This window comes from Mycobacterium sp. (assembly GCF_035640695.1).
Taxonomy (GTDB): Bacteria; Actinomycetota; Actinomycetes; order Mycobacteriales; family Mycobacteriaceae; genus Mycobacterium.
Genome location: NZ_DASQVQ010000040.1, coordinates 1 through 13,836, shown reverse-complemented (window position 1 = coordinate 13,836; position 13,836 = coordinate 1). Strand labels below are relative to the sequence as shown.

Sequence of the window (13,836 nt, the reverse complement as noted above, 5' to 3'; positions counted from 1 at the left end):
TTGCTCGACCCACACCGTCATGACGGTCGCGCGTACCGCCCGACCGGGCCGACGCTGCTATCCGGCGCCGATATCGCTGACGCGGTCGGTGAGGCATTAGGCAGGCGGGTCCGCCATATCGAGATCCCCCCGTGGATGTTCCTGCGAGCACTACGCGTGGGCGCCAAGCAACTCGGAACCGACCAATTCTTTGAGTCCAGCGTGCGCCATTACCTACCCGAAGACTCCCTGGGAACGTGGGAGATAGGCGGCCCGACGACGCACGTTCGTGATGTCGCAGGAGTCGAGCCAGAAGAGTTCCTAACGATCGCACGCCGCTACGTCAACGCGGCGGACACCCGGCGCACCGCAGGCAGTCTGCTGCGCCAGATCGGACGGTTCATGCTCATCGGGCTCGTGCCGGGGCACCGCCTCGCCCGCTTCGAGCGACTCCAGCAGCATCCCCAACCCGCCAACCCCCGGTATTCGGCCGAGTCGATCGTATGGCGAAACGAGCATACCGCAACGGCAGAGTCAACCCACTATCGTTTCGGCGCAATCGAAACCCCACCGCAGGTGCCGATGCATATGCTACCTGCCGAAACGGATAGGCCCGCGCAAATCGATGAACAGTCAAGCAATAGCACAACTTATCTCTACAGCAAGTAAGAAAGGCGGTAAGACAAATGAAGAGGCATTTTGAGAACAAGGTGGTTCTGGTCACCGGCGCATCACGTGGGATCGGCAGAGACGTCGCACTAGCCTTCGCCCGGCAGGGAGCACGGCTGATACTTGCGGCGCGGTCGGCCGACCAGCTTGCTCGGGTGCAAGATGAGGTTCGCGCTCTCGGCGCAGATGCGCTATCGGTGCAGACAGATGTGACTTCCCCAGCTGCGGTGAAAGCGTTGGTGGATACGGCGACGGACCGGTTCGGCCGGATCGACGTGTTGGTCAACAATGCCGGAATCGGGAAGGTAGGCGACGTCGCGTCGCCGGAGTTTGCAGACAATGTCCGTCAAACCCTTAAGGCAAGCCTTTTCGGAATGATCGACGTTACGCAACGCGTGCTTCCGATTCTTCGCCAACAGCGGTCGGGCACGATCGTCAACATGTCATCGGTGATGGGGCGTAAAGCCTTCGCTCGCTTCGGCTCATATGCGATCGTGATGCATGGGGTCTCGGCATTCTCTGACGCACTTCGCCAGGAGCTGGCCGGCACCAATATCCGAGTTTCGGTTATTCATCCCGCGCTCACTGCAACTGATCTCTTGATCGACGTGGAAGAGGCAGAGTTGCCTCCGCCGTTCCGTCATATGACACCGGTCTCATCCGAAGAAGTCGCGCGCTTAGTGGTTTCCGCGGTGCGCCGTGGGACACGACGCGTCGTAGTGCCACGAGTTGCCAACTTCTTGCTGCTCGGCGAGGCGCTGTCCCCGCGCATCGGCGACCTGATCGCCGACGGTCTCGCGCGGCGCCCCATCGCCCGGTTGGTCGGAATGAGCCGAGGCACGACCTACCACGACACGATCCTGAGCCGCCATGGGTCGAGCCAACGCAATATCGCACCGGCTACGACGCAGACGTCTGTCGGGTAGCCGCGCACCGAGCACGCCGAATCTGACTGTCAGTGGGTCCGGCTGCGACCGTGCCATCGAGCACGACATGTTTAGGGCTACTTCGACATACCCGACACTGCGGTCGGCTGCTTTCACGATGCGCTTTGCTAGCCGACTTGCAAACCACAACGATGACAGGAGGTTTCAGGTTTTCACGTGCCGTCGACACGGTTGAGTGCGCCGAATGCCCCGTCGCGACCGCGCTCGTGGCATCGTCGAGGCTATGACCGATCCGACCGAGGCCCTCGCCGATCGCCTCTTTCGCGACGCTGCTGGGGCGCTCGAGCTGTACACCATCTACCTGGGCGAACGGCTTGGGCTGTACCGGACGCTGCACGAGGGCGGTCCCGCTACCTCGGGCGAGCTCGCAGCGCGGACCGGCACGAACGAGCGCTACGTGCGGGAGTGGTTGGAGCACCACGCCGCAAGCGGGCTGCTCGAGGCGGACACCGCGACGGACCCGCTCGCACGCCGGTTCAGCCTGCCCGCGGCGCACGTCCCGGTGCTGGTCGACCGGGACGACGTACGCTTCGGCGCCTACCGGGCGATCGACATCGTGCGCGCGGCCCGCCCGATGCCCGACTTGGTCGACGCATTCCGCAGCGGCACCGCTCCCCCGCCGCTGCCCTGGGAGCCTGAGGGCCGGGCGGCCGACAACCGCGCGGTGTACCTGGCTTACCTGGGCAACGAGTGGCTGCCCGCCATCCCGGACATCGACCGCCGGCTGCGCGCCGACCCACCCGCGCGGGTTGCCGACTTGGCCTGTGGGCTTGGCTGGTCGAGCATCGCGATCGCGAAGGCCTACCCACTGGTCATAGTGGACGGTTTCGACCTGGACGCGGCGGCGATCGCGTCCGCCGTCGACAGCGCTGCGGCGGAGGGGCTGGCGGACCGACTGTCGTTCACCGTCGCCGACGTCGCGGATCTGGGGCTGTCCGGCCGGTTCGACCTGGTGACCATTCTGGAGGGGTTCCACGACATGGCCCACCCGGTCGAGGCGCTCCGCGCGGTGCGGGCGATACTCGCCGACGGCGCTTCGGTGCTGATGATCGACGAGCGGGTCGCCGACGCATTCGCGGCGCCGGCAGACGACCTGGAGCGCTACCACTACGCCTGGAGCGTCGTGGGCTGCCTGCCCGGTGTGATGGGCGACCCAGAGACCGCGGCCACCGGCGCGGTTATGCGGGTCGGCACACTGCGGCGGTACGCGGCGCAGGCCGGGTTCCGGTCGGTCGAGGTGCTGCCGATAGAAACGCCCGCGTGGCGGTTCTACCGCCTGCACCCCTGAGCTGGGCAGTGGCGGGCCTGGGTGTCGCCGCATGCCACCCACATCGAAGCCACCGGCTCCACGGCGACGGCCCGCTACCGCTGGCACGAGCTCAGCCACCAATAGGCCGCGCCGACGGCCATCAGCCCCGCGATTGCCGCGGTAAGCAATGCCTTTCCGTTAGTGGCCATTTCACGGCGTTTCACGCCGGTTTGGTGCAGACTTTCTCAGCCGCCATCGGACCCATCATGCCCCGTCAGCGCCTCGTGCTGCGGGCAGCCGGGTGAATCGCGACGAGCGTTCCCAGTGCCCGTCCGCCTTGTCGAGCCCTCGATTCTGCAAGCTCGTCAGCCCGTCCATCACCCCAGCCTTCGGGGGATTGCGGTTGATAGCCCCACATAGTTGTGTAGCGGAAGACTCGATCACCGGCATGGGTGTTGCCGGATTAGCCTGTGCCACGGGCGAACTTAGGACACCTGAGCTGGCGCCGATGGCTGCTGCACACGACAACGTGTTCTTGATCATTGCCTTCCCCTTTCGTGTGTGGTGCCGTTCCCTCATGGTGGCGGCAAACACCGTCATAGGGAAGAGAAGGGCTTCCAGCACCGAATTCCTTGCACGGTCGGCAGATTCACGACGACGGCATGCCGCGGTCCGCGCCTAGCGGACCGCAGCGACTAGGCGGATAATTACCTCGTGACATGCGGCTATTCCGATCTCATCGGCTGGTGCAGAAACAGCCAAACTAGGCTGGTCGGAAACACGGTAATAGGTTATAGCCGACTGCCGGATCGTTGTCGGAGTCATCAGTGGCTTTACGGCGCTCTGTGTCTTGCTCGATGAGCATATCGAGTGCTTACTCCTATAGGGTTAAGCGTTGATGACCGATTGAGCTGGACGTACTTAACCCGTAATCCCAGCGGCGGGTGATGCCGAATCCTCGGGCCGGGGTCAGGAGGGCCGCACGGGAAAAGCTACGAGTACGGTCGCGAAGTTCATTGCGTCTTTGCTGCTTTCGTCGTTCGGCCCCTTCAAGGAGTAGGCTACCTCAATGGCAAAGACGGGCGACCGTTTCGACATGCCGGACGGCAGCGCCTTTATCGTGCGGCAAGCGGCCGCTGAGACCGGTGGCCAGTACGTCGAGATGGAGCTCTCACTGCCGCCGGGATGCGTGCCTCCACCACCGCACATCCATCCTCAACAGGTCGAGGGGTACGAGGTTCTCGAAGGAAGCTTGGACGTGACTGTGGACGGCCAGTGGCGCACCCTGCGGTCCGGCGAGTCAGCCTCGGTGCCGCGCGGGGCGCTCCATACATTCAGGAATCGTTCTGGAGCCGTTGTTCGCGTTCGTAATTGGCACAGGCCGGCCATGCGCTTCGAGGGCTTCATCGAGCAGAGCGCCGCAACCCTGCTGGCAGCGGGGGTGAGGAGCAAACGCGACCCTCGCTACTTCATCTGCATGTCGATGGTCATGCTGCAGTTCGATGACACGCTCGTGCCGGGAAGGCGTCGCGATCTGATTCCGATGCAAGCTCTCGCTCGACTTGGGAGCTTGCTTCGCTTACCCGGCGAGGGGCGATAGGCTTGCCGACGTGGCTGTATAACGCACATGCAGGCTACCCGACAACGCCACCGGGTGCTCCGGCTACAGCGCCCCCGGTTCATCCGGTGAATACGGCGGAATCGAATATGGCGGGTTACCGTTAGACGGTTATCATCCACTGCGGCAACGCTTTTCGGGAGCCGATAATAATGCGCGCTCTCATCGTTTCGCCAGAGTCGCACATGTCGGCATGTACTTCCCCTCAAGCGCCTACCGCTTGCCTAGCAGTGACGCCCCTCAGTCGCACGCTGCGGCGAAGTGGACAACAGCCCCCGATCGCCGCAGCCGGTCGACTCGCAACCCGGCGTCCGTGAGCCAGTCGTGCAGGTCGTCGGCGGTGCCGCCGGGGCCGAACGCCCCGGCGCGCTGGAGCGCTCTAATAAGCATGTCTTGGCGCCGCCCTGCACCACGGACGACGGCGGAGCCGACGAGGCGGCCGCCGGGTGCCAGGGACCGCGAGATCTCCCGGACAGCCGCAGCAGGGTCGGGCAGGCAATGCAGCCCGTTAAAACAAATACATAGGTCGAACTCTTTGTCGCCGAACGGTATTCGCTCGATGTTGGCTTCGGCGAACTCAACATCGTCGCGGCCCATCACGGATGCCCGCCGCCGGGCCCTCTCCAGCATGTCCGGTGAGATGTCCGCAGCCACATAGCGCACCCGCTGGCCCTTCCGCAGCCCACGCAACGCGAGGCCACCGCCGCAGGGGATGTCCAGCACCGCCGAACCATCCGGCACCTCGCCCACCGCGCGGATAGCGTCGAACAGCAAGCGGGTGTCAGTGCCCCACAGCGCAAGACCCGCGGGCCTAGCCAGCCACTCCCGCTCAACGCCGAAGTCGTAGACCGCCCCGCCGAGCTTCCCGATGGTCCATCCGCTCCACGCCTCATGCATATCAGCCATGCCCCCACCATCGTGGACCACGGATTGGCCGTCAATGGGTCCCTCAGGCCGGTGGCCAGCCTAACCAAGCAACCGCAGCCGACCCGAACTAGTCACCGTCAGCGCGACCGCGTCACGGTGATCGCACCGACGCAGCAGAGCCGGCAGTTGTTAGGCGCCCGCCACAACCGGCCGCGATGATGCACACCGCGATTCTTTTCGAGTTCGCGCCAATCCGCGCGAAGCGGGTCTATGCGACCGAATACGACGGGATCGAATATGGCGGGTTACCGGTGAAGTGCGCCGTTTGCATCAAATGAATGAGACCTACCGGATTGGCTTCTCGCCAACCCCGCGGTGCGACTGGACCAAAGTGCCTGCAGGTTTCGGCAGTTGGCGCTGCGTGAGCCCTAAGCGCTCCCGGTCAGACCATCGCGCTGATGCGTTCCGGCACCCCCAGCAGAACCTTGCCGAACACCTCGTAGCCGACGGCGGCGTTGAGTCCGGCATGCCGGCCCCCGGTGTTGGCGTCGCGCCAGATCTGCTGCAGCGGGCTGGTCTCGGCGAAACCGGCGGCGCCGTGAACATTGAGCAGAATCTGAATCGCCTCGAGCACCTGCTGAACGGCATAACCCATCTGCGCGCGGATCTGGGCGCGTTCGGCGTAGGCCAGTGTGCCGGCGTTGATTGCCGCCGCGTCCAGATCATCGGCGACGCGATGGGTGTGCAGCCGCGCGGTCTGCAGTTTCAGCGCCGCCTCAGCGGTTTGCACCTGCACGGCAACCGAATCGCTCTGTCGGGCGAAGAATGTGTGGTGCATGGGCTTCAGCGGCGCTTGCGCAATGGTGTAGTCCAGCGCCGCGCGACCAAGCCCGAGCAGCGTGCCCATCAGGTTGAGCGTGGCCACCGGCGCGAACGGCAGCCGGTAGAGCGTTCGTCGTGGCGCGGTGAACCGTCGGCCACCTCCGCTATTGCGAACAATCGGTGTTCGGGCACGAACAGGTCATCGCCGACCCAGGTGTTGCTTCCGGTCCCCCGCATGCCGACCGTGTGCCAGGTGTCTTGCAGGCGGAGATCGGACCGCGGTACCAGGCCGAAGTACGTGCCGGGGGGCTGGCCGTGCTCGTCGGCGACCGCCGTCGCGATTCCGGCCCAGCACGCGTGTGGTGAACCCGACGCGTATGCCCAGCGGCCATCCACGCGCAGCCCGCCGTCGACCCGCCGGGCCGGCGCGGGCTTGGCGCTGCCGGAAATCCTGACGTCCGGGTCCGGCCCGAAGACCTCTTCCTGAGCCCGTTCGGTTGCGTGCGCGCTCACCCACGCGCCTCCCGAAGCGACGGCCACGACCCAGGCCGCGGAGCCGTCGGCTTCGGCGAGCGCCTCGGTGACATCGACCTGCGTGCGCAGCGACGTCGAGTAGCCGCCGAACCGGCGCGGCGTAAACAGCCGGAACAGACCGGCCGCGCTAAGGGCTTCGATGACCTCGTCGGCCTGCCTGCGATAGACCTCACCATCGGCTACGTGTTAGCGAAGCAGCGGCTGCAGATCCCGTGCCCTGGCCACCAGTTCCGCGTGGGTCGGAACACCCAGTGCCGTCGTAGTCATCACAGCTCCCGTCTGCAATCGACACCCTTACGTAGGTAACGACGAGACGCACCGCCGAATTGATCAAGTGACGTGTATCACTGTGCTGCCCACACTGGCCATGGCGACGCCGACCTACGAAAACACCAACGGCCCGCGCTGCCAATACTTTTGCCGAAGGCATCAACTGTTGCGTTCGCAGCTTCAAATCGGGACACAAGTGGCCATCGATGGTCCGGCGTGATATCCAACGACTCTGCCGGACAAGCGTATTGGGTCACGGGTCTTCGACCGGGGAGGAATACGGCCGAATCGAATATGGAGGGGTACCAGTAAACCTCGCCGGCCTCCTGAACCGTCAGTCCGGAATCGATTTCCAAAGTGCCGGAACTCATATCCTCGAGCCTCGATCTACACCGGTGTCGCTGCGCCGCTCAGGATGGGCGCGATGTGGCGGATTACTTCGATCGTCGGTCGGTGGTCCTCGGACCGAACGGCGATGCCGATTCGGCACTCGCGCCCCTCGAGCGGCACGAACGCCATCACCGGGATGGTCACCATACTTGGCATCGCGCTAGCCGAGGCATCCACTCGCCAGTGCAAATGCGTCCGCCGCGACCTTTAGGCCGCCATTCACGCGTACTGCGGACGGAGGTGCGGTGGGCTGTCGGATGCCGGCGGTGGATAAAGCCCCTTGGCCAACTAAACTTGTGCCGGATCGTTGCTACTCTTGTGTGTTCCCGGGATTTTTGCCCGAAGCGGGACAGCGTGCAGTCAGGTCGTACATTCCCCGGAGCGGGCAAGAGACTTATACCGAGTGTTGGGTGCCTGACGTCCAGATGGGGCGAGGTCGCCCGAAGCTCGTCTCAATCCCCTGAGTACTGGTTGCAGGTCTTTGCGACCTGCTTCATGGTCTGGAGGTACGGCCGAGCCGATGGCATGCCCTGGATCGTGTGGGCCAAGTTCAGGCGTTGATCCGGTGGTGAGTCGATGAACTGATGCAAAAAGCCCTGCGCCACCGGATCTGCGTTGAATCTCGCGGCAGCTTCCCGATCTTGCGCGTTGAGCGCAGCCATCGCCTGCCCGTAAGTGCAGGTTGAGTTTACGATCGGATCTAGATCCGGATCTGCAGACGCGATGCCGGCCCCAGCGGTGAGCGACGCCACCAACCCACCAGCCGCGGCAGCGAATCTGATCCACGACAACGTGACCATTTTATGAATACCTTTCAATGAACGTATTGCCACAAGATCGACCCCACCAGTAGTCAGCGTAGCGCTTGCCGCCGGTGTCGAGCCTCGTTTGCAGCTATGGGCTATCTAAGAGTTGGTTAGCTGTGGGATTTGAGCGTTCTCGGGGTGCTGACGCCGCATTTACGCGCATATCACGCGCGCTCGTAGGCACTGACCGGCGTACCGCGCGGCGACCTAATTCGCGAGCTTTGCTGACGGGACTCCTCAAATGATCAAGCGGCTGGATTGGGGCGCCGGCAGCCGAGTCCGAGGCAGTCCTGGCGCACCAGTTCGGGGCCGTCCACGGTGATCGCGTACAGCTCGCGCGGCCGCTCGGACATCACCTCGCTCGCCATCCCGACCACCGTGACCGCATGCCGGTGGCGGTGTGGCGGTGCAGGTGATCCGCATCCGCGCGTCTGGCAGCGCCTCGGGGTCCTCGCAGTCGGGGCGTCCGGAGAGGTGGGTGGCGCGCTGCTTCAGCTCGGCGATGGTGCCGTCAGCGACGGCGTTGCGGTGCTGCCGCGCGGATACTACTGATGACACAGCTCCCCGGGAGCAGCTGGAGATATTGTCAAGACCTGTGGATTGAATTGAGCGATGAACTCACATGCCGAAGTGCGTGCGCCGCACTGCCGCAATCGCCTCCGGTGGTCCGCTCACCTCGACATGCGCTGCAGCCTGGCGCCCAAAGACGTACAGGAGGAGTTCGCCCGGCGGACCGCTGAGTCGAGCCGTCGGCTCGCCACGTCGAACCGTCACCCGCTCGTCGGTTCCGGCCCACTCAATTTCGAGCCCGACAGCGCGGAGCCGCCGACTCAGGTAGTGGCTGCCGCGGCGAATGTTGCGCCACAGGGCAGCTTCCATTGCAGGTGTGAGGTTACGGGGCCCACGCTGGTTCGCTCTGCGAACGTCCTCGTGGTGAACAAAGAACTCGTTCAGATTCGCCAAGGCGCGGACCCATCCAATGCGGAAGAACCCGATGGGCGGGCCGGAGCGGATCCGCGCGACGAGCCACGCGAAGTCGTTGCTGTGGGCCAGTCCGGCCCTACGGCGCTCGGCGAACCGTTGGAACGGGCCGGGTAGAACGATGCAAGGGCCGGCGACGAGATCGCGTTCTCGCAACACGAGGTGAGCGGCTAGATCGTGAGTAGTCCAGCCCTCGAGCAGCGTTCGAGCGGAAGGACCGAGCTCGTCGAGGAGATCACACAGCTCAAGGCGCTCTTGCGTATCGAGCGGAGCATCAGCCATGCCGCTGGAGTCTACGAGCGGCTTAAGGTGACAGCTTGGCCGATGGTCGGCAGTAACGTGAGTGACGGAGGTCAAAGCGTCGCAGCGAAACAGATGGTGCTGCGGCCGCACGACTCGGCGCGAGTTCAGGCAGGCCCGGCGCGATCGACTTCGACGTCGTGCGAACGCTGGCGGACGGCGCAGTGTCGATCGAATGCTCTTACACCGCACCTATCAAGGTCAGGCCTCCATGAAGGGAACGCCGCTGGATGCGCGAGCTTCCTTCCGCTCATCCACTGCTGACGTTCCAGCGACCGTACGCTAGCGACATGGTGAGTAAGCCCATTCCAGCACCGTTTCTGGCACCATTGCGGAGATGGATGCGCGTTCGGAGCCGGGTCTCAATGATCCATTCGAAGATGCCATTGATGACGCGCTGAGCTCATTGCCGGCCGATCTCCGTGCGGCCATGAGCAACGTCGAAATCGTCGTTGAGGACGAGCCTCCCACTGGTCGACCGCTGCTCGGGCTGTATCGCGGCGTACCGTTGCCGCGAAGGAGCAGCACGTACGGCGGGGTACTTCCGGACAAGATCAGCGTCTTCCGCGGGCCAATCACGCGACTAGCTGCCGGCGGCGCTGATCGTCTACGCCGCGAGGTCAGACACGTCGTGCTCCACGAAATCGCGCATCACTTCGGGATCAGCGACGAGCGGTTGATTGAGCTCAATCGATACTGAACGTCGTGCTGATGCTCCGCAGCGTAGCCAGACCGGCGGCATATGATGTCGCCACTTGGTTTGCGCTCTACTTTCCAGCGGAGAACGAATACAACGGAAACGAATGTGCGGCTTTACCGGTAAACTGCCGCTCCCGTACGGGTTTGGCGCTGCGCTATGCCGCGCGCCAAGCAGGGGCGGCAGTTCCGGTCGGGCGAAAAGGTTGTTACGCCTAAATCTGGTAAGTCTGGCCTAGCCTGCCGGTCAGCGTCCGAATCGTTTGCATTTCGCTGTCCTGACAGGGCAATCCATCAGGTTGCAGGAGGTCGCTGAACCATACCTTCGGAGGTGTAGTGTATGGGTGATCCCACGAATCCCACGGCAGATACGTCTGGGTCTTTCCAGCTACCAAACCCCAGTTGAATGCACCAACGTTGTGCTGCTTCGCGATTGGCAGGATTCCTTCAACGGTACTGCCAAAAGTCCGAGCCAGGTATTCGGTGCATAGGATCGGTCTCCCCAGCGGAGAAAGTTCAGCAATCCGGGCCTCGAAGTCGGCTGGTTTGCCGTAGCAGTGGAATGTGATCACGTCGGCGTTGTCAAGCTGAATGCCACTGATTGTGCTGCGGCGCCCGGGATCTCCCCACTCCCCCTGCCAGACGGCACTCGTCAACGGTTGAACAGGGTCAACAGAACGCGCCCAACGGAACACTTGCGGAAGTAGTGTCGCGACAAGCTCCTGCTTGTCTTGCCTTTCCACCTGGCGATACTCGCGCGCGGGATTGTCGGGTTCATTCCACAGATCCCAACCCAAAACGCGATCATCATTGCGGAATTGGCGCAACACTCCCGTGACATAGTCGTACAGAATGCCGTTGTAGCTGCGATCGTCGATGCGCTCAGCACCCGGGCTTTGCACCCAGCCGGAGTTGGTCACTCCAGGTCTCGGCGCGCGCTGAGGACCTGGCCTGGGGAGCGGGTCCCAGCAGGAGTCGAACAAGACAAAGAGTGGTTTGATGCCGTGGTTCGCCGCGATGGCGACGAACTGCGAGAGACGCCTTTGAAAGCCTCGGCGATCCTGGGCCCACAGCAGATCGTGCAGGAAGACGCGCACACTGTTGAACCCGAGCAGCCGAGCCAAGCCCAGCTCGCTGTCGATGCGCCGGGGGTCATAAGTGCCCGGCTGAAACATCTCGAGCTGATTGATGGCGTTTGAAGGGATGTAGTTCGCGCCGACGAGCCAGCGGTGCGCTTGATACCAGCGGTTGGCGTCGTCAACCGACCACCGGCCTGGTTCGGCAGAGGCGCGGGGCACTCGGGCCAGTGCCGCGCTTACTGCCAGTAGCACCGGTACCTTCAGGGCCGTTCGACGGTGCACGAAGTAACCATAATTGGGGGCATCTACAGCAGCAGAGCAGGTGTGCCGTTTCAGAATGAGCGTCACAGTCGCCTTGGGCATGCTCAACGTCGCCGCTAGTTCGGCCAGGTAGGAATGCTCGTCGATCTCCGCGAGCAGCAAGGCGTCTCGCCGTGTCCGCTGGGGCAAGCTCTCAAGAGCACTTGCGATGGCAACGCGCGGTTCCCCTGCCAGCCGGTCGACGAGACCTTTGACTCGGTGTTCGGCGCCGGCACTCGACAAGTCATCGCATGGATGCCTCTGTACAACGCCGCGGCGATGTACTACCGTGCGTAGTACGCTGGCTTGTAGTGATCCACGACGGAGCTGTGGTGGTTCGATGTGTGAGTTCGCATCATGAGTGCCAAGCTGAGCGGGCGTGCGGCCGACCAAGCCGAGGCGGTGGATCAGCGCTATCACCTCGCGTCGGGGATGAAGCGACAGATCAACAAGGTCTTCCCCACCCACTGGTCGTTCCTGCTGGGGGAGATCGCGCTGTATTCGTTCATCGTGCTGCTGATCACCGGCGTGTATCTGACGCTGTTTTTCGACCCGTCGATGGCCGAGGTCACCTACAACGGGGTGTATCAGCCGCTGCGCGGGGTGCAGATGTCGCGGGCCTATGAGACGGCGTTGGACATCAGCTTCGAGGTGCGCGGCGGGCTGTTCGTGCGCCAGGTCCATCACTGGGCGGCGCTATTGTTCGCCGCGGCGATCATGGTGCATCTGGCCCGGATCTTCTTCACCGGGGCGTTCCGCAAGCCGCGCGAGGCCAACTGGGTGATCGGCTCACTGCTGTTGATCCTGGCGATGTTTGAGGGCCTGTTCGGCTACTCGCTGCCCGATGACCTGTTGTCGGGGATCGGGGTTCGGGCCACCTTGTCATCGATCACGCTCGGCCTGCCGGTGATCGGCACCTGGCTGCACTGGGCCCTGTTCGGCGGTGACTTCCCCGGTCACATCATCATTCCGCGACTGTATGTGATCCACGTGCTGTTGTTCCCGGCCATCATCCTGGCGCTGATCGCGCTGCACCTGGCCTTGGTGTGGTACCAGAAGCACACCCAGTTCCCTGGCCCGGGCCGCACCGAGCACAACGTGGTTGGGGTGCGGATTTTGCCGGTGTTCGCGGTGAAGTCCGGCGCGTTCTTCGCGATGACGGTGGCGGTCCTGGGCCTGATGGGCGGTCTGCTGCAGATCAACCCGATCTGGCAGCTCGGCCCGTACCGACCTTCACAAGTGTCGGCGGGTTCGCAGCCCGACTTCTACCTGATGTGGACCGAAGGGTTTCTTCGCGTTTGGCCGGCGTGGGAATTGAACCTGGGCCGCTACACGATACCGGCGCCGGTCTGGGTGGCGCTTTTCATGGGCGTGGTGTTCGTCCTGCTGGTGTCGTGGCCGTTCATCGAGCGGAAGGTGACCGGCGACCGGGCGCATCACAACCTGTTGCAGCGGCCTCGAGATGTGCCGGTGCGCACCGCGATCGGCGCGATGGCCATCGCGTTCTACATGGTGCTGACGATGAGCGCGATGAACGACATCATCGCGTTGAAGTTCGACATCTCGCTCAACGCGATGACCTGGATCGGCCGCATCGGCATGGTGGTGCTGCCGCCGATCGTGTACTTCATCGCCTATCGATGGGCAATTGCGTTGCAGCGCAGCGACCGCGAAGTGCTCGAACACGGCATCGAGACCGGCATCATCAAGCGGCTGCCGCACGGCGCCTACATCGAACTGCACCAGCCGCTGGGCCCGGTCGACGAGCACGGCCACCCGATTGCGCTGGAGTACCAGGGCGCCCCGCTGCCCAAGCGGCTGAACAAGCTGGGCTTGGCCGGCGCACCCGGCACGGGCAGCTTCCTGTCACCGGATCCGCTGCCCGAACACGAGCTGCTGACCGAGAGCCTGCACGAACACGAACGCCGAGCGCTGTCCGCGCTACGCGGGCGCCGGGATTGAAATGGCGGCTGAGGAATTCGATGCGGTGGTGGTTGGAGCCGGTTGCACACACAGTTGTTGCGGCTGCGCGGGCCGGCGGTGCACAGAAACCTCGACGACGGCATCGACTTTGGGCTATGACGGTTATCTAGCGACGGGCCAGTCCCATACAGACATGTCACCGGCGGGATAGTTCATGCAGACGTCGGTGGCATGGGCCACCACGCCCTTGTTGTTGAAGAAGATTTTTGCCCAGTTGCCCCAGTGGGTCGCCATCTGCTCGTAGTAGACGTTGGTCGCGGTGTCCTCGGAGTACTGGCGGCGAGCTACCTGATCAAGCGAGAAGAACCAGTGAATACGGTCCTCGGCGGCCTGCTGCACGTCGGGA

The 13,836-nt window shown here is 63.7% G+C and carries 14 protein-coding genes and 1 pseudogene; 6 read left to right on the top strand and 9 right to left on the bottom strand.

Annotated features, from left to right (window positions below):
- The 4 genes and pseudogenes from VE759_RS04900 to VE759_RS04885 all read left to right on the top strand — a co-directional run.
- Positions 1-648: pseudogene (locus VE759_RS04900) on the top strand (hypothetical protein); the annotation flags it as partial.
- A gap of 17 nt (positions 649-665) precedes the next feature.
- On the top strand, positions 666-1,574 hold the full coding sequence (locus VE759_RS04895; protein ID WP_324928765.1) for an SDR family oxidoreductase: 909 nt from the start codon (positions 666-668) through the stop codon (positions 1,572-1,574).
- Between the two features lie 244 nt (positions 1,575-1,818).
- Positions 1,819-2,883, top strand: a complete 1,065-nt coding sequence (locus VE759_RS04890) for a class I SAM-dependent methyltransferase (RefSeq protein WP_324928763.1) — start codon at positions 1,819-1,821, stop codon at positions 2,881-2,883.
- 1,030 nt (positions 2,884-3,913) lie between these two features.
- The gene (locus VE759_RS04885; RefSeq protein ID WP_324928761.1) at positions 3,914-4,444 is read left to right on the top strand and encodes a cupin domain-containing protein; all 531 of its coding nucleotides are present in this window, start codon (positions 3,914-3,916) and stop codon (positions 4,442-4,444) included.
- 258 nt (positions 4,445-4,702) lie between these two features.
- On the opposite strand, the gene VE759_RS04880 is transcribed toward VE759_RS04885, so the two are convergent.
- The 7 genes from VE759_RS04880 to VE759_RS04850 form a co-directional block, all read right to left on the bottom strand.
- Complete coding sequence (locus VE759_RS04880) at positions 4,703-5,368, bottom strand: class I SAM-dependent methyltransferase (RefSeq protein WP_324928759.1); 666 nt, start codon at positions 5,366-5,368, stop codon at positions 4,703-4,705.
- A gap of 403 nt (positions 5,369-5,771) precedes the next feature.
- Positions 5,772-6,254 carry an acyl-CoA dehydrogenase family protein gene (locus tag VE759_RS04875; protein ID WP_324928757.1) on the bottom strand — a complete coding sequence of 161 codons (483 nt, stop codon included), beginning with the start codon at positions 6,252-6,254 and terminating at the stop codon, positions 5,772-5,774.
- Positions 6,236-6,826: an acyl-CoA dehydrogenase family protein gene (locus tag VE759_RS04870; RefSeq protein WP_324928769.1), complete on the bottom strand. Its 591-nt coding sequence runs from the start codon at positions 6,824-6,826 to the stop codon at positions 6,236-6,238. Before VE759_RS04870 ends, VE759_RS04875 begins: the two co-directional genes overlap by 19 nt.
- A 516-nt stretch (positions 6,827-7,342) precedes the next feature.
- Positions 7,343-7,501 carry a hypothetical protein gene (locus VE759_RS04865; RefSeq protein WP_324928755.1) on the bottom strand — a complete coding sequence of 53 codons (159 nt, stop codon included), beginning with the start codon at positions 7,499-7,501 and terminating at the stop codon, positions 7,343-7,345.
- A gap of 296 nt (positions 7,502-7,797) precedes the next feature.
- Positions 7,798-8,145: a hemophore-related protein gene (locus VE759_RS04860; RefSeq protein ID WP_324928753.1), complete on the bottom strand. Its 348-nt coding sequence runs from the start codon at positions 8,143-8,145 to the stop codon at positions 7,798-7,800.
- Positions 8,146-8,396: 251 nt separating this feature from the next.
- Complete coding sequence (locus VE759_RS04855; protein WP_324928751.1) at positions 8,397-8,519, bottom strand: hypothetical protein; 123 nt, start codon at positions 8,517-8,519, stop codon at positions 8,397-8,399.
- Positions 8,520-8,769: 250 nt separating this feature from the next.
- Positions 8,770-9,414, bottom strand: a complete 645-nt coding sequence (locus tag VE759_RS04850; protein WP_324928749.1) for a TIGR03085 family metal-binding protein — start codon at positions 9,412-9,414, stop codon at positions 8,770-8,772.
- 355 nt (positions 9,415-9,769) lie between these two features.
- Here VE759_RS04850 and VE759_RS04845 point away from each other — a divergent pair, with 355 nt between their 5' ends.
- Positions 9,770-10,132, top strand: a complete 363-nt coding sequence (locus tag VE759_RS04845) for a metallopeptidase family protein (RefSeq protein ID WP_324928747.1) — start codon at positions 9,770-9,772, stop codon at positions 10,130-10,132.
- Positions 10,133-10,343: 211 nt separating this feature from the next.
- On the opposite strand, the gene VE759_RS04840 is transcribed toward VE759_RS04845, so the two are convergent.
- Complete coding sequence (locus VE759_RS04840) at positions 10,344-11,489, bottom strand: 1,4-beta-xylanase (RefSeq protein ID WP_324928767.1); 1,146 nt, start codon at positions 11,487-11,489, stop codon at positions 10,344-10,346.
- A 375-nt stretch (positions 11,490-11,864) separates the two neighbouring features.
- Here VE759_RS04840 and VE759_RS04835 point away from each other — a divergent pair, with 375 nt between their 5' ends.
- Positions 11,865-13,469 carry a cytochrome bc complex cytochrome b subunit gene (locus tag VE759_RS04835; protein WP_324928745.1) on the top strand — a complete coding sequence of 535 codons (1,605 nt, stop codon included), beginning with the start codon at positions 11,865-11,867 and terminating at the stop codon, positions 13,467-13,469.
- Positions 13,470-13,592: 123 nt separating this feature from the next.
- On the opposite strand, the gene VE759_RS04830 is transcribed toward VE759_RS04835, so the two are convergent.
- Positions 13,593-13,836 (bottom strand): DUF5078 domain-containing protein (locus tag VE759_RS04830; protein ID WP_324928743.1); only part of this gene is annotated, 244 nt, incomplete at its 5' end.